This is a genomic window from Terriglobus sp. RCC_193 (genome assembly GCF_041355105.1).
In the GTDB taxonomy this organism is placed as follows: Bacteria; Acidobacteriota; Terriglobia; order Terriglobales; family Acidobacteriaceae; genus Terriglobus.
Map to the genome: position 1 here is coordinate 739,263 of NZ_JBFUPK010000001.1, position 16,856 is coordinate 756,118.

Annotated in this window: 8 protein-coding genes; 1 reads left to right on the forward strand and 7 read right to left on the reverse strand. The window is 59.5% G+C overall.

Going from position 1 to position 16,856, the window contains the following annotated elements; all coding sequences use genetic code 11:
* Positions 1–7: 7 nt before the first annotated feature.
* Genes AB6729_RS03120 through ileS form a run of 4 tightly spaced genes read right to left on the reverse strand, consistent with a single transcriptional unit; the run spans position 8 to position 7,765 of the window.
* Positions 8–1,327, reverse strand: a complete 1,320-nt coding sequence (locus AB6729_RS03120; RefSeq protein WP_371080094.1) for a tetratricopeptide repeat protein — start codon at positions 1,325–1,327, stop codon at positions 8–10.
* On the reverse strand, positions 1,324–4,290 hold the full coding sequence (gene uvrA / locus AB6729_RS03125; protein WP_371081186.1) for an excinuclease ABC subunit UvrA: 2,967 nt from the start codon (positions 4,288–4,290) through the stop codon (positions 1,324–1,326). Before uvrA ends, AB6729_RS03120 begins: the two co-directional genes overlap by 4 nt.
* 55 nt (positions 4,291–4,345) lie before the next feature.
* Entirely contained in the window at positions 4,346–4,894 is a 549-nt protein-coding gene (lspA, locus tag AB6729_RS03130; protein ID WP_371080095.1) for a signal peptidase II, read from the reverse strand.
* Between the two features lie 6 nt (positions 4,895–4,900).
* Entirely contained in the window at positions 4,901–7,765 is a 2,865-nt protein-coding gene (gene ileS / locus AB6729_RS03135; protein WP_371080096.1) for an isoleucine--tRNA ligase, read from the reverse strand.
* 398 nt (positions 7,766–8,163) lie between these two features.
* Between ileS and AB6729_RS03140 the strand changes: the two genes are divergently transcribed.
* Entirely contained in the window at positions 8,164–9,138 is a 975-nt protein-coding gene (locus AB6729_RS03140) for an energy transducer TonB (RefSeq protein ID WP_371080097.1), read from the forward strand.
* A 66-nt stretch (positions 9,139–9,204) separates the two neighbouring features.
* Here AB6729_RS03140 and AB6729_RS03145 read toward each other — a convergent pair whose 3' ends face one another.
* The 3 genes from AB6729_RS03145 to AB6729_RS03155 are packed head-to-tail and all read right to left on the reverse strand — an operon-like array spanning position 9,205 to position 16,818.
* Complete coding sequence (locus tag AB6729_RS03145; protein WP_371080098.1) at positions 9,205–12,885, reverse strand: UvrD-helicase domain-containing protein; 3,681 nt, start codon at positions 12,883–12,885, stop codon at positions 9,205–9,207.
* Entirely contained in the window at positions 12,882–15,635 is a 2,754-nt protein-coding gene (locus AB6729_RS03150; RefSeq protein ID WP_371080099.1) for a PD-(D/E)XK nuclease family protein, read from the reverse strand. The genes AB6729_RS03145 and AB6729_RS03150 overlap by 4 nt, the downstream gene beginning before the upstream one ends.
* 7 nt (positions 15,636–15,642) lie before the next feature.
* The gene (locus AB6729_RS03155) at positions 15,643–16,818 is read right to left on the reverse strand and encodes a sugar MFS transporter (RefSeq protein WP_371080100.1); all 1,176 of its coding nucleotides are present in this window, start codon (positions 16,816–16,818) and stop codon (positions 15,643–15,645) included.
* Positions 16,819–16,856 lie beyond the last annotated feature (38 nt).

Here is a 16,856-nt window from a genome sequence, read left to right on the forward strand (position 1 = left end):
ACGAGGCCTACCTGGTTCTTGTCAGGATTTGCAGCCGCTGCTGCGCCTGCCACTCCTGATCCGGATACTTACCGCCAGACTCTGACAGAAACTGGCGGTATGCATCTGCCGCCTGCTTCGTGTGATGCAAAGTATCATGCGCCGATGCCTCAAGAAAAGTAAAGGGGGGAGAAGAAGGCGCCAGCGGCTGTCGAATGGCCAGTGCTTTCAGGACCGTGGCGGCGTCCTTGTTGGCAGAAGCGGCGAACGCCAATTCGCCCGCTGCCTGCGCCAAAGCGGTTTTGGAAGGGAACTTGTCCGGCTGGGATACCGCTTTCTGCAGCAACGGCTCCGCTTCCGGTGAGCGCCGCAGCCGGATCAGCGTGTCCGCCGCCTCCGTCATCAGCGTTACATCGTCCGGCGAAGTTTTCAGGAGGGCGGTGTAGATCGGTTCCGCTTTTTCCGGGGCACCTGCCGCCGAATACGCTCGTGCCAGAAGCATGGCCACGGCGACGTTTCCGGGTTCGTTCGTATGAAGCGACTCCAGCGCCGGTACCGCTGCTTCGGGTTTTCCCTGCAGTAGCTGTTCCGATGCGCGTTCGGCTATCAGCGCGTGGTTGCCGGGATGTTGGGCGAGTGCGCTGGTCAACACCTGATCTGCCTGCACAAATTTCTTTTGCCGGGTCAGCGTCCGGGCGTACCCCATCGCCACATCCACGCTGGCAGGGTTGAGCGAGAACGCGTGCGTATAAGCTTGCTCGGCGGCGGCATCATCGCCCATAGCCTCGGCGATTTCCGCGGCGGAGGCAGCATCGTCCGGTGTTTCGGGCGCATACTTCAATGCCGAGAGCAGATCATTGCGCGCCATCTCCGGGTTCGACTTCAGATCGAGTTCTGCCAGCGCACGCCATGCGCGCGCCAGCAAATCCCTGCCTGCGCCTTCGATCTTGGTTGCGGAGCGCAACTGCTCCTGTGCCTTTGCTGTTTCGCCCATGCGCGCGTAGAGCAGGCCCAGCGACACGTGCGCGCCTGCATCATCGTTCTTCAGCGCAATGGATTTTGCATAGGCTGCTGCCGCGTCCGCATCCTGATTCAGCGCATCGTGGGCAAATCCCAGGTCGTAAAACACGCGCGCGTTTGTCTGCGTCTCTGTGGCGAGCGGTGTTAATAACGTGACGGCGTCGGCATACTTGCCATTCGCGATGGCGTCTTCTGCTTTGGCCAGCGTTGCCTGCGAAGCGGAAGGCGCAGTTTGCTGCTGCGGCACTGTAGACGTAGTGCCTGGAGGCAGATCCATCTGTGCGACTGCGGGAAGGGAGAGCAGCAATGCTGCTGCCAGAATTCTCATGCCACTGCACCTTCCAGTACTGGTTTCAGGTAGCGTCCGGTGTATGACTCGGGCACACGTGCGATCTCTTCCGGCGTACCGACGGCGACTACCTGGCCACCAGCGGAGCCGCCTTCCGGACCCATGTCGATGATCCAGTCGGCGCTCTTGATGATGTCCATGTTGTGCTCAATCACCAGCAGCGAGCCGCCGCCATCAATCAGTTTGCGGAAGGCATGCAATAGCGTTGCCACATCGGCAAAGTGCAGGCCGGTCGTTGGTTCATCCAGGATGTAGAGCACGCGACTTGCGGCCTTCTTCGTTTCACCGCGTGACGAGGTAGAACGAATGTTGGCAAGGTGCGAAGCGAGCTTTACGCGTTGTGCTTCACCGCCGGAGAGCGTTGTTGCCGACTGTCCGAGACGGACATAGCCCAGTCCAACTTCTTCCAATACCTGCAGCCGATCCACGATCTTCGGATTACCGGCAAAGTAGTGCACCGCATCGCGCACGGTCATGTTCAGTACGTCGTGGATGTTGCGGTTTTTGTACTTGATGTCGAGGATGCCGGGCTTGTAACGCGTGCCATTGCACTCTTCACAGGGGAGTTCCACATCGGCAAGGAACTGCATTTCGACTGTGACGGTGCCGTCGCCTTCGCAGGTATCGCAGCGTCCACCGGGAACGTTGAAACTGAACGAACCGGCGGTGTATCCCTTGCGACGCGCATCCGGCTGTGAGGCAAATAATTCGCGAATGGCATCGAACGCCTTGATGTATGTCACAGGGTTGGAGCGTGGCGTACGTCCGATGGGCGACTGATCCACGAGTACAACTTCGCGGATGAAGTGTGTCCCGGTGAGTTCGCGGTATAGCTGCTGGACGTCGCTGCTTACGCCTTCCACGCCAAGTGAAAACTCCAGCGCACGATGCAGCACCTGATGAACGATGGTGCTCTTGCCGGAGCCGCTGACGCCGGTGACGACCGTTAACATGCCTAACGGTATTTCGATGTCAACGCCGCGCAGATTGTGGATGCGTGCGCCCTTGAGCTTCAACATTTCGCGTGTTGGCTCACGACGTTCTGCGGGCACAGGAATCCGCGAACGTCCGGAGAGATACTTGCCGGTGATGGAGTGGTCGTCCTTGCGGATTTCCGCTACCGTTCCCGTTGCAAGCAGGTGACCGCCGAGTTCACCTGCTCCGGGGCCGAGGTCAATCAGCCGATCTGCACTGGTGATGACATCGGGATCATGTTCCACGACGAGGATGGTGTTACCCAGATCGCGGAGTTCGTGAAGAATCTTAACCAGTTTTGCGGTGTCGCGAGAGTGGAGGCCGATGGAAGGTTCGTCCAATACATACAGAGCGCCGACCAAACGCGAACCCAGCGATGTGGCAAGCTGAATGCGCTGCGATTCGCCACCGCTTAGCGTGGACGACAGGCGATCCAGCGTCAGGTATTCCAGCCCAACCTGTTCCAGAAATCCGATGCGTTGTCGTACTTCTTCGAGGATCTTTCCGGCGATTTCTGTTTGCGCGGGCGATAGCTTCAGATCATCGAAGAATGCGCGAGCAGCACTGATCGTCAGCCCTGCGGCCTCGCAGATGTTCTTCTCATTCAGCAGGACTGCGCGGGCTTCTGCACGTAACCGTTGTCCGCGACAATCCGGGCATGGCGCGTAGCCCCGATATTTCGAAAGAAACACGCGCACATGCAGCTTGTATTTTTTCGTATCCAATAGTCGGAAGAAGCCGCGAATGCCGGGGAAGCCTGTTCCGCCATCCCAGATTGCGTTCTGCTGCGCCGGTGTCAGGTCATACCAGGGTGTCTTGAGCGGGATATTGTTTGCCTGCGCAAAGCGCTTCATCACGCCGTGATATTCGCGATACTTCGGCTTCGTCCATGGATCAATCGCGCCTTCGTCGAGCGTCTTTGACTTGTCGGGGATGATGAGGTCGGGATCGAAGTCGATGGTATTGCCAAAGCCCTGGCAGCGTGGGCAAGCGCCGAAGGGATTGTTGAAGCTGAAGAGGCGCGGTTCGGGATCGCGATAGGCACGATGGCAGTTCACGCATTCAAATGCGGCAGAGAAGCGCAGGCGCTGCGGTTCGCTCTCATCGCGCGGTGCGGTGAGGAAGACGATCTCGCCACTTTCGCGGTAGCCCGTTTCAATGGCGTCGACGATGCGCGAACGTACATCCGCGCTCACGCTGAGGCGATCGGCAAGGACGTAGATTGGTTCGCTGAAGTTCAGTTCCAGCAACGATTCCGGCGTGGAGAATTCAACGATGTTGCTGTTCTGAAACAGGCGATTGAAGCCTCTACGGCGTAGCTCAACAAGTCGTTCTTTCAGAGGTTCAGAAGGATCGACAACTGTCTGCTCCGCGGTTTTTGTCTTTTTTGCAGCTACTTTCTTCGCTTTCGGCTGCGGAGCTTCTTCCACCACAGGAGTTGCAAACTCCTGCATCGGTTCCAACACGACCTCGCGTCGCACGATAGGGAATAGCGCATATAACCGCGCACCCTCTTCCATCGCCAGAACCGCAGTGGCAATTTCGTCAACCGTGTCACGCTTCACGATGCCGCCACAGTGAACGCACATGACCGTGCCGCAGCGTGCGTACAGGAGGCGCATGTAGTCGTAAATTTCCGTTGCTGTCGCGACGGTCGAACGAGGATTGCGTGTCTGATTCTTTTGTTTGATGGCGATGGCGGGAGCGAGGCCGTCCATGTGTTCTACATCGGGCTTTTCGATGCGCTCCAAAAACTGCCGCGCGTATGCCGAAAGCGATTCGACATAACGTCGCTGGCCTTCGGCGTACACCGTGTCAAACGCGAGAGAACTCTTACCCGATCCAGACACGCCGCTTACCACGGTGAGCATGTTGTGCGGAATATCGACGTCGATGCCCTTGAGGTTATGCGTGCGTGCGCCACGAATCACGATGTGATCGTTGGGTGAAACCGGTTTTCGTTCCACGGCGACGCCGTCCTTCTGAGCCGATGGAAGCGGAGTCGATGGACCTGCTTTCTTCTCAGGCGCCACGAACTTCTCCTTCGGAGGCAGACGACGCTTCTTCCTGCGGCCAGATCATCTCCGTCAGCAATAGCACCGCACCCACGCAGATGGCCGAATCCGCGACGTTGAAGTCCGGCCAGTGATACGAGCCGATGTGCACTTCGAGAAAGTCCACCACGTAATGCAGCACGGCGCGGTCATACACGTTGCCGATGGCTCCGCCCAGAATCAGTGCGAAGCCAACGCTTGCGGAAGACCACGCCTTTCCATAGCGCCACAGCAGGAAGGTGATTCCAATGGTGACCAGAAGCGAAAACACCACCAGGCCAAGACGCACCGCAATGGGTGAAGCGGCGTCTGCAAACATGGAGAATGCCGCGCCCGTGTTCAGCACATGCGTGATGCGGAACACCTTCGGAATTACGACAATGCCTGTGCCGCTTTCAACATGCGTCGCCACAACGATCTTCGTGATGCGGTCGAGCGCGATGACGGCGACTGCAATCAGCAGAAGCCACCATCGCGCATCACGCGACGTCCTGGATTTGGAATGCGTCTCGCTCAAGAACGTCTACTCCTGTGCGTAAGGTTGAAAGCTAATTTTCTCCAGCGCATCCGCACACCGTGCGCACACCGTGGGATAGCGGCCTTCGCTGCCAACATCATCGGTGTAGCGCCAGCAGCGTTCGCAGCGCGTTCCTTCAGCCTTTACAAAACGAACCTGCAACGGCGCGTTCTCTATCTGCTTCAGGACAACCTGCGACACGCCAAACAGCTCTGGCAATTGGCGCTCGTATTTCGACAGCGCGACTGCGATTTCACCGCTGGGCACTTCCACTTCAATGCGTGCTTCCAGTGCTTTACCGATCTCCTTCGCTGCACGCGCCGCTTCCAGTACCTTGAGCGCGGCTTCGCGAACGGTGCGGATTTGCGCCATGTCCTTCAGCAGTTCAGACGAAGCAGGGGCGAGATCGGAAGCAGCGGAGAACTCCGCAATATGAACGCTCTTTGCGCGTCCTGATACTTCCGGCAGATATCCCCACACCTCGTCCGCAGTGAAGGAAAGGATGGGAGCGATCAGGCGCACGAGTGTCTCAGTGATCTTCCATGCCGCTGTCTGCGCACTCAGTCTGCGCGTGTCCTTCGGAGCCAGCGTGTAGAGGCGGTCCTTCAGTACGTCGAGATAGAACGCTGATAGTTCGGAGTTGCCGAACTCATTGAGTGCATGGAAGACGCGATGAAATTCAAAGTTGTCATAGGCGTTTCGAACCTTTTCGACGAGTTCTGAAGTGCGCGCCAGCATGTACTGGTCAAGCGCTTCCATCTCGTTCCACGCCACTTCGTCCGTTGCCGGAACGAAGCCGTCGAGGTTGGCGAGCAGGAAGCGGAAGGTGTTGCGCAGTTTGCGGTAGATCTCTTCCGCAAGGCGCTTCATCAGCGGTACGGATGCGATGACATCTTCGCGGAAGTCGACGGAGGCAACCCAGAGGCGAACGATGTCGCCGCCGAGCTCATCCATTACTTTGACCGGATCGACGCCGTTGCCCAGTGACTTCGAGAAAGCGCGGCGCTGTTCATCCAGTGTCCAGCCGGATGTAGCGACGTACTTGTACGGTGCGACACCGCGGAGAGCCACGGAAGTCAGCAGTGAGGAATGGAACCATCCGCGGTGCTGATCGCCGCCTTCGGTATACATGTCGGCGGGGAAACGAAGTTCCGGTTCTGTCTCCAGCACGGCGTGCCATGATGAACCCGACTCGAACCAGACGTCGAGGATGTCCATCTCCTTGCGGAACTCAGCACTGCCGCACTTGCACTTTGTACCCGCAGGCAGAAGCTCTTCGGCGCTGTACTTGTACCAGGCGTCGGCGCTCTCCGCTTCAAATTTCTTCACGATGGACGCATTGATCGCGGCATCGTTCAGTGGCTCATGACACTTCTGACAGAGGAACACCGCGATGGGCACGCCCCAGATGCGCTGCCTGCTGACGCACCAGTCGGGGCGCGTCGCAATCATGTTGCTGATGCGCTCCTGGCCCCATGCGGGATCCCATGTGACTTTGGCAATTTCATCCAGTGCGCTCTGGCGGAAGGTGCGGCCGTCGGGCATCTGCGTTTCCATGCCGATGAACCACTGCTCCGTGGCGCGATAGATCACCGGTTTGTGGCAGCGCCAGCAGTGCGGATAGCTGTGATGGATTTCGCTTTGCGACATCAGCGCGCCGCGATCCTTCAGCAATTCGATGATGGGCGCGTTTGCTTTGTGAACGTTGAGGTTGTCGTATTCAGGCAGGCCGTTGCGAAGGCGTCCTGCCTCGTCCACATCGCAAGCCTGGCTCAGGGCATATTTCCTGCCGGTCGCGAAGTCGTCCGGGCCGTGCGCGGGTGCCGTGTGCACGCCGCCGGTGCCTTGTTCCGTGGTGACATACTCAGCCATCACGCCGAGGATTTCGCGCGGCAGGAACGGATGCGCAAAGGTGGCGCGTTCCAGCTTTTGTCCGTGGAAACGAGCGAGGATTTCAAACGCAGGCAACTGCGCCGCAGCACTCAGCGACTCCAGCAGTTCCATCGCAACGATGTATACGTTGCCCTTGCCCCACGTGGCGTTGTCTTCGGCAATCTGGATGGCCGCGTATTCAAACTCAGGATGAAACGCGATGGCCAGCGATGCAGGCAGGGTCCAGGGTGTCGTCGTCCAGATGAGGCCGAAGACGCTCAGGTCAGCGAGTGCCGGATCAATCTTTTCCGGTGCAGAGGTCAACGCATATCGCACGTAAACGCTGGGCGAAGTATGCATTTCATATTCGACTTCCGCTTCGGCCAATGCGGTTTTGTCGTGCATGCACCAGTACACGGGGCGCAAACCCTTGTAGACGAAATTCTTCTCAAAGAAGGCGTAGAACGTCTCCAGGATGCGCGCTTCGTAGCCGAAACTCATGGTCAGGTACGGATCATTCCAGCGGCCAAGCACGCCCATGCGGACGAACTGCGACTTTTGCAGATCGACGTACTTCTGCGCATATTCGCGACACTGCTGGCGGACGGTCAGTGCGTCCATCTCCAGTTTCCTGCGGCCAAGTTGTTCGTCTACTTTGATCTCAATCGGCAGGCCGTGGCAGTCCCATCCGGGAACATAGGGAGCGTCGAAGCCAGCCATGGTTTTCGACTTCACAACAAAGTCTTTAATGCACTTGTTCAGCGCATGGCCCAGGTGGACGGCGCCGTTGGCATACGGCGGGCCGTCATGCAGGATGTACTTTTCGCGGCCTTCGCGGCTTTTGCGAATCTGACCGTAGAGATCGGATTCGTTCCATCCCTGCAGGCGCGCCGGTTCATTGCCGGGCAGGTTGGCCTTCATGGGGAAGGCGGTTTTGGGCAGGTTCAGCGTATCTTTCAACTGAACGGGCAACTGCTGCGGCGTATTCGCCTGATCCATCCTGTTCCTCGTGGGCCCCGGCTTTGACGTACCGGCACTTACGGCCAGTCGCTCCCGTCACAGCGCCCAAACTCTTATTGTAAGCGGTCTTCTGTCATTGCCAGAACAATTGGAACTTCTGCGTTCCACACTTCGTACCTCTGCGTTGTGACTTATGCAGGGTTTCGCGCGTCAAACAGGTACACGACAGTTGGCGCTGTTGTGTGCCCGGAACCTGACGCCGGGGTATTCGCTTTTGTACAATGCGGACGGAAGCCAAAGACGCCGCACCCTGGCTTGTGTACTCTGAAATCCGGCACTGTTCGTGAGCCGGAGGATCGAAAAGAATCCGGAGTACGGGCCACAGAAAGTTTTCCGCACGCGGTTTAAGCGTGCCGAGTGATTGAGATCAAGAGGCGATGGCGACAATACTTCAGGAACCGCCCACCGAACATAGCCGCCGCACCGACGCCGGGCCGAACCTCGGCGAACCGGAAGAGCTGAAATCCGTCAGCCCATTCGCGTCGCTGGTGCAGAACGTTAAGGACGTCTTCTTTCCGGAGAAGCTTCCACCGCTTGTCCTTGAATCGCAGCCGATCGCCGTCGATAATCCGATGGACGTCAAGCGCGATCCGAAGTCGACCGCGGTGGCTGTTGTCGTCCACGCGCTTATCTTCCTGCTGATCTGGTACATCGGCAAGAAAGTCATCACCGTGGTGGTGGCCAAGAAGCCGCAGATTGCGGACATCACTTTCGACAAACCCGCACCGCAGCCACCCCTGAAGGCTCCTGCAAAGCAGGCTATGGGCGGCGGCGGCGGAGCGCATGATATCGCTCCGGTGACGCAAGGGCGCCTGCCGAAGTTCGAAGCACATCCGATTGTTCCGCCCTCCAATCCGCCGAAGATTGAACCGAAGTTGACGGTCGACCCTGCCATTAACGTGCAGACAAATCTGCACATGACCAACAACAACATGCCGAACCTGGGTATTCCGAATGCGCCAAATGTTGGCGTGGCGTCGCTGGGTAATGGGAGTGGTGGTGGTCTGGGCAGCGGCAACGGAAATGGCCTTGGACCCGGCAGCGGTGGCAATACCGGTGGTGGCGCGTATCGCATTGGTGGCGATGTTTCCGCTCCTGTGTTGATCTACCAGGTGGATCCGGAGTTCAGTGAAGAGGCTCGCAAGGCGAAGTTCCAGGGCGAAGTGCTGGTGCACCTGATCGTGGATGCGCAGGGACGGCCTACGAACGTGAAGGTCATTCGTCCGGTAGGTATGGGACTGGATGAAAAGGCCCGTGAGGCGGTGGCACAGTACAAGTTCCGCCCGGCTCGCAAGGGTGGCCAGGCCGTGCCAGTGGAGTTGAACGTGGCTGTGAACTTCCAGATTTTCTAACGAACAACTCGCTACAAAGTGAATGCCTGCATCCTTTCGATGCAGGCATTCACTTTTGTGATCGTTTTACCCGAAGAGTGAATACTGGCCGTCGGTGTTTGCTTCGCTGGCAGCGATGGGCTGCTCTGGCGTTACGGATGTGGATGTTTCGTACGGCCACCAGATAAGACGATCCATCAGCGGATAGAAAAGTGCCAGGTGAATTGGCGTATCGGGCGGTAAGGTCAGGCGGCGAACCTCGGCATAGGTACGGAGTTGCCCCTCGTAGGTGGCACGTTCTTCTTCCAGAAAAGCGTTGCGGGTTGCTTCGGTTTCGTTGGGGCCGGTGCGGTCTCCGGTTTTGAAGTCGATGATCCAGAAGACGTCATCGCCGGGTTGATTCGGTTCGCGACCGGCGAAGAAACTGCGGTCCAGGCGGATGCGTGTTTCCGAACCGGCCGCGCCGGTATGCCATGCGGATTCGCCGGAAGCAGAGGTGTGAGGTGTCAGAATCCAGCGGCCCTCCGGGCTTTGCAGTGTGGCCGTCAATGCGCGGAGGACGGTTGCCGAAGCGCGTTCTACTACCGATGGTGGCAGTGAACCTGCACGGAGCGTAGCGCGGATGGCGGGTTGCCAGGATTGCACGATGTGGAGCAGAGAGTGCGCCGCTTCGGCGACGGTTTCTCCTGTGGTGATGCGCGTCGCCAGTTCGCCGGAGAGGCGGTCCACAAACGCGTGAATGGCATTGCCGACGGCGCGTGCTCCAAAGGTCCCTGCTGGGCGAGCGAATGGTTGCGTTGCGGGAGTATTGTCCGCATTGGCGGGCATCGTTGCACGGAGACGTTCTACAGCGTGAACGTCCGACGGCAGACGTTGAATGGTCGGCAGGCGAACTTCACGCGTTGCCGTCGGCGCTGGAAATGGGATGAGTTCCGCGGCCGCTGCGAGTGCGAGTAATTCAGCCTCCGCTTCTTCCGCCTGTTCGGCTTCCGTAACGACAGGGATGACCACGTAGTTCTGCGCGGCTGGCCAGGCTGCCTTCAGGAGCGTACCGGCGCGATTAATGATCTCGCCTTTCTGAGAGAGTTCTGGTGAGGCGAAAAGATGCAGCGAGGTGCGCGCACGCGTGACGGCGACGTAGAAGAGCCGCTTGATTTCAGCGTAGGTCCGCGCGCGTTTGCGTGTGCGGATGAAGTTCAATAGAGTGCCCGGCTCGCCACCTTTGCCGGGAAGCGGCGCTATGAGGACGTCGCCGGAACCGTCTTCGCCGCGCGTAGGCATTTCCAGCCATTCCAATGCGGAGTAAGTGTCCCGTGTTGGAATGCGATGCAGACCGGGAACGATGACGGTGTCCCATTCAAGCCCCTTGGCGCGGTGAATGGTCATGATGTCGATGGCATCTGGCGCGTTGCCGGAGCGAGCAAACAAACGATCGAGGCGCCGGTTCAGATGGGGCACGGTGAATGCTTCGCCCTCTGATTCCATCGCGTCGAGAACACGCAGATAATCCGCAGCGTTTTCACGTTCCGTGGGCGTCAGGTACAGGTCGCCACCGAGGGAGCGCCATGTGCGTTCCACGCGATCTGCCAGCGATTCCGTGCCGGTATGGCGGAGCGCTCCGTCCAGAATGTCGAGCGTACGAAGAACCCGGTGTTTTGCATTTTCGGGAAGGTTTTCAGCGCGTTCCCGCAAACGGTGTCGCAGCGATTCTTTGCGGTGTTCCGGGTGGTCGCCCGCTGCGAGTGTGTGCAGATGAGCGAGTTCGATACCGCACCAGGGGGCACGCAAAAGCGCCAGCCATGCAATGCGGTCCGCAGGATGCAGCAGGGCGCGTGTGATGGTGACGAGATCGAGAACTTCCTGTTGCTCCGCAAGAGGCTTCAGGTCGACGGCGCGATAGGGGATGCCTGCTCTTTCAAGCTGCTTGGCAATCTCAATCACGTGGTTGCGTGCGCGCGTCAGGACGGCAGCTTTGAAGGGGAAGTCTTGCGTGTTGCCAGCGTCGATGCGCCGCTGTTTTTCCTGTAGCCATGTGGCCCGTGCAGACTTGACCACAGCGACGGTTTCGCGGGCTTCGCGGCGGATGGCGAAGCGCCGGTTGCGACGATTTTCTGCGAGGTCTGAAGAGGTGGGTACTGCCTCGATGGTCCAGTCCATACCTTCGCCCGGCTGTGCTGGATTGGCTGCCGTTGCGTCGTGAAAGACGACATCGCCATCGGCTGGATGGTCTGCGGGGAAGATGGAGCGAAAGGTCTCATTGAATTGCGAGACGATGTGGCTGCCAGAACGAAAGTTCGTTGTCAGCGGCAGCACCTGGAGAGGGATATCGCCCAGCCGTGCGTCTGACATGCACTTCTGGAAACGGTCCACGCGCGCCTGGCGGAAGAGGTAGATACTCTGCTTGGGATCGCCGACGAGGAAGACGGTCTGGCTGCGGCCATCCCATCCGGCGGTGAGTTGTTCCAGAAGGTCGTACTGGCCTGAGGAGGTGTCCTGCATCTCGTCGACGAGCAGGTGGCGAAGGCGCGTGCCGAAGACTTCGAGCAGACCGCTTTCCTGTGTGTGCAAAGCGGCGCGCGCGGAGAGGGCGACTTCGGTGAAGTCGCAAACCTCTTCACGGGCGAAGAGCAATTTAAGTTCGACGAGGGCGTGTTCGAGCAACCGGAAAAGCGCTTTGGAAACGCGCCATTGATCTTCCGGATAGGTGGCTTCCGGAGCGAACGCCCGGACTGCATCCACACGGCGGAAAAGTTCTTCGCAGGCGATCTCTTCGAGGATGGCTTTGAGTCGATCGGCGTCGTCCTTGAAGAGTTTTGTGCCGATGTGATTGATGCTGAATGCAGCGCGGAAACCATCTGCTTTGAGCATGAGGCGTGCGAGGGCCTGCCAGTGTTGAAGATCCTCCAGCGTGCTGCCGGGGCGATTCTGACGACCAGCACAGGGCAGCAGCGGATTGGGTTCGTCCTTGTAGCCGGGCTCGAAAGCGTGACGCTCCGCGATGTGGGCGATCTCGTCCAGCGTGCTGTCTTCGAACCCTTCGCTCGCCTCGGTAAGAGCGGCTTCAATCGTCCGGCGCAGGGATGCGTTCAAGCGTGGAAGTGTGACGTTTTCGAGATGCTCTTCTGTGAGGCGTTCGCCCAGCGGAATCAGGCTGCCCCACTGGTCGCGGGTGGCAAGCATCTCAGCGAGAACGCGTTCGCAGAAGGGTAAGTCGCCATCGCGGTGTAGCAGCACGGTTTCAATCGCAGCGTCCAGCACCGCGTCACCGCCACCGAAGCGCATCATTACGGCGTGTGCGGCCTGAAGATAGAACGGTCGTGGGTCGGCTACGGGGCTGACGGAGGACATGCCGCCGGAGGTGATCGGTAATGCCTGCACGATCATTGCGCAGAGTGAGTCGATGGTGCGGATGTTGAGAAGATGCGGGCGGTCGAGAATGCGCCAGCCGCGTTCCCGGTCGCGTTGGAGTGCGGTTTCGGCCAGGTGGTGGGTCAGTCGTGCGAACTCGTCCACTGGCGGTTCGGTGGCGTTGCTGGCAGAGCGGAGCGCTTTCAGTACACGCTCGACCATCTCGGCGGTGGCTTTGGTGGTGAAGGTGAGGGCAAGGACTTCCGCGGGGTCGTCTACCGTGCCGAGCAGTTTGAGAAAGCGCTGAATCAGCAGCCCTGTCTTACCTGAACCTGCGGGTGCTTCCACGATGCAGGACGAGGTGATGTCTAACGCGGCTTCGCGTTCGCGGAGGTCGGCGATCTCCTGTGAAACGATCAAGCTGCGCCCTCCTCTTCTGTCTCGTCCAGCAGATCATCATCGGGTTCGAGGCGTGTTACATCGACGCGGCACAGCAGGCGGCTGGGGCAGCGTTTGCAGGTGGTGAGATAGTCCTTGGGCTCGACGGCGGCCTCGCCGCGTGCGAATGCTTCAGCAAGTGCGGTCAGGTCGCGCTGCCACTCTTCCATGCGTTCCTGAAAGGTGGGTTCGGAGCGTCGACCTTTTGAGGCCTGCTCGCCGATGAGCGCGCGGTCGGAGACCATCTCCTCAAAGTTCATGCCAGATTTGCCGACACGAACGCGTCCGAAGGCGATGCCCTGAACATCCGGGATGCCGCTGGCAATGGCGTACAGCGGAAGTTGGGGGGCGTCGGGGCGGTCGCCGAACCAGTCCTTGCGTTCGGCCGCTCCGGTTTTGTAGTCGATGAGCAGAGTCGCTTCGCTGCCATTCGCAAGCGGGATGCGGTCGATCCGGTCTACGCGAAGCTGCATGGCAAGCGGGCCGATCCGGGCTTCACCAACCTCGACTTCCATGCCATCGACACGAAATGGTTTGCGAAGGAATTCAAGGTCGAGCCAGTCGGACAGCAGGCGGTGAAGGCGTTTGCGCTGCACTTCGATGTAGGCGCTGTCCCATCCGGCGGCGGGGCGTGCGGGAAGCGCCTGCGCAATGCATTCGGCCAGGAGCGTATCGCGCGCTGTGGAACCGTCCGTGTATCGCGTTTTGCTTAGCGTTGATAACTGCTCCTGCGTCTTGCAGGTAGCCCAGAAGAGCTGAAGTGCTGTGTGAACTTCGTCGCCGCGCTCACCTGCCGAGAGGCCAGCCTCAATGGTTTCCATTTCGCGGGTTTGCAGGCGATGGAGCGCAAAAGCTCGAAAGCCGCACTGCGCCTGTTCGGTAAGGATTCCAATGCCGCCCGATGCGATGCCGGAAAGCTCGGGAAGCGGGAGCGGATCAACGGATTCTTCCAGCGGGATTGAGGTCGGAACGCTGGAAACAGATGCGTTTTCGCGTTGCAGACTGGGAAGCGCGGACACCAGCGGCGATGGGCGCGATTCTCCTTCCGGGCGGGCGACGGCGTAGCTGAAGCAGGCATTGCCAGTGCTATTGAGGCAGCGCAGCGTTATCTGCCGGGCGGATTCCTCGTTGATGAGAGCATCCGATCCGGGCATATTCAGCGCGCGTTGCAAGGGGGCCGGAAGCAGCGGACTGGCAGAGGTATGTTGCGGCCATGCTTGTTCGTCGGCGTGGAGAAACCAGAGGAAGTCGCTGGTGTTGGCGGCGGCTTCGGAAGGTGTCATCACCTGGATCGGCGCGGCGGTGTTTTCCGGAGCGAAGACGGTCTCATGCAGCGTTGCGGTGAGTGTTTCCAGCCATTCCGCGAAGGTGGTGTGGCCGCCGAGGAGATCGAGTGTTGCGACGCGATCCAGTGCCTCGTTCCAGCGCTGGTGGGCCTGAAATTCTGTGCTGTTCCAGTCGTTTCCAGGCCAACCCGCGGTTTCCAGCAGCTTGCGAGCGCCGTCGGAGAAGCTGGCAAAACTGTGTGTGGACTGTGTCCAGGGGGTCGCTGCTCTGGCGAGTTCTTCCAGACGGTGGGAGGTCTCGGGATCTTCTTTGTGAAGAAGACGCTGCGCTTCACGCAGGGTGATGGTGCCGCTGAGACCGGTTGCGCTGCGAAATTTGCGTGTGTTGCGAAGCGTCCATGCTTCCAGCTCCGCTCCTCGCTCAGGGGATGGAGCAAGGGAAACGAAAGGGCTGCGGAGGATTGCTCCGGCCTCTTCCACAGAGACTGCGACAGAGCACCAGCGAAGCAACCGCAGAGCGTCCGCGATCATGGGGAGTTGCGGCAGCGGTCGTCCGGTCGAGAATTCATACGGAGAGTTGCTGTGAGGCTGCGTGACATCTTCCAGCCAGGGGGCAACGGTGGTGCGGAGAGCACGCTCCAGCACGGGGCGGCATGCCTGCAGATCAGGTGCAATGATGGCGATTTGAGTGGCGGGATGGCTCGTCAGCGTAGCGCTGGCCCACTGGCAACATGCTTCGATTTCTTCATGCGGATCGTTACAGCGGACAAGCGTTGGCGGTGCCTGCTGCGGCATGTGTGCGGGAAGATGCTCGATGGCCGCACCCGCATGTTCCAGCGCCTTCAGCAGAGCTTGCTGGGATGGCAGCAGCGTGTCGAAGCCGTACAGGATGTATTCCTTCTGCGGTATGAGAACGCTGCTGCGGTAGAGATTGCTGAGTTCCGCATCCAGGTGCGAGGTGGGCAGCAGTTGTTCACTTTGGCAGGCGCTTAGAAAATCGCGATACCAGCCGTGGAACGCTGCCGTGTCTGAGAGTGCGTGTGAGGGCGTGCGGGCAAAGCTGTCTTCCAGGTCATATGCGCCAAGAAGCCGCAGAGCACGACTGCATTGGCGGGCAACGGAACGCGCGGATTGCAGGCCCAGATCGCCGGAGGCTTCCAGTACGCGTATCCACAGGGATTGCTCCTGCAGGTTATTCAGCAGGACTGCTGAAACGTGTCCGTGGAGGATGGCGTCGTTCCAGAGCGAGGAGGTCCAGCCGCTCCAGGAGAAGACGCGCGCCGGTTGCCATGCGGTCAGGCCCTCGGCGCGGCGTTCCGAATCGTAAAGCCGAGTCAGCGTGCGTGCGGACCGGACGTTCGGTGTAAGAACAGTCGCACCGCGCAGCATGGCCGCCATCAGTTCGCCGGGGCGGTTTTGTACCAGATTCGCTGCGGCGACTGACATTCTCCTTTTATACGCTTTTTGCCTGTGTGGAAGAGCGGGTAAAAAACGCCAGCAGGATCAACAGAACCAGTCCCGTGAAAGGAATGGCGAGGGCGGTGCGCAGCGATCCGGTGCTGCGCGAAACCACGCCCAGCAGCAAAGGCAGAATGGCAGCACCGATTCCGGAAAGGGCGATGATGATGCCTGTTTCCCGAGCCGAAGCGCCGCGATTGAGCATGGACGAGAGGACAAGCGGGAACCATGCGGCAAGGGAGAGCCCGAGTAGAGCAGACAGCAGCGTGATGGACGCTGCGCCGCTGGAACGGCTCAAAAGCGCAACCATGGCCATAGCCGCGCTCAGTGTGGCGATAAGGAAGATGCGCTCACGAAGGAACTTCAGCAGCAGGGGTGCGAGTGCTCGACCGCCGGTGATCCCGATCCAGAGTGCCGTTGCACCCAATGTGCTAATGCGCAGTGTGGCATTGCCGTAGCGCGTGCCAAACGTGGTAATCCATCCGCTGAGGCATGTCTCGACGCCGCCGTAGAGGAGAAGCATTGCTGCAAAGGACAGGAATGCGGTGCGGGGAAGATGGCTTTCGGTGTGCCGGGTTTGTTGTTGCTCCTGTAATAGACCGCCGCGAACAGACCACGCAGCCCATGTAAGGACGACGACGAAGAGGATCGTAACAACGCCAAGAACTGTCATTAGTGATGCAGACGACAGGATGCTTCCCAGAAGGAAAGGGGCGGTGACCGCGCCAAGGCTCCATGTGAAATTGATAAGAGACAGCGCAGAGCTTCGCTGTTCCTGATAACGCTGTGCGGCCAGCAGGTTCACCGATGTGAGCATCTGCCCTACGCCAAAGCCAAGCGGAACGAGCGCTGCCGCATCCCAGAAAACGCCAGCATGCAGCCCGGCGCAAAGCGCGAGAAGCAGAAAGCCAGCGGTGGCGGCGGATAATCCACGAACGAGACAGAAGAAAAGGCGGTGCGATGTGGTGATGCCGCCGAAGAACGCCCCGATGAACTGCGCTGTAAAAAAGAGGCCGCTGCCAGAGTCGGTGGTGTGGGCGCTGGCGGCGAGAGCCGGAAGAACAGGGCCGAGAAAGACTGTCCCGAATCCGGAGAGCAGCATGGCTGCGTGAAAAAGGAATGGAGAAGGCTCCGGCGTGTGCCCGGCCGGCACAGCCTGTAATGCAGACATGGTTCCTCCTGGCTGGCCGTCGCCACGGTGGCGCTCGA

Bases quoted from the DNA above. Each gene is read 5' to 3' on its own strand.
- AB6729_RS03120 (WP_371080094.1), bottom strand. From the start codon at position 1,327: ATGAGAATTCTGGCAGCAGCATTGCTGCTCTCCCTTCCCGCAGTCGCA.
- ileS (WP_371080096.1), bottom strand. From the start codon at position 7,765: ATGGATCAGGCGAATACGCCGCAGCAGTTGCCCGTTCAGTTGAAAGAT.
- AB6729_RS03140 (WP_371080097.1), top strand. From the start codon at position 8,164: ATGGCGACAATACTTCAGGAACCGCCCACCGAACATAGCCGCCGCACC.
- AB6729_RS03150 (WP_371080099.1), bottom strand. From the start codon at position 15,635: ATGTCAGTCGCCGCAGCGAATCTGGTACAAAACCGCCCCGGCGAACTG.
- AB6729_RS03155 (WP_371080100.1), bottom strand. From the start codon at position 16,818: ATGTCTGCATTACAGGCTGTGCCGGCCGGGCACACGCCGGAGCCTTCT.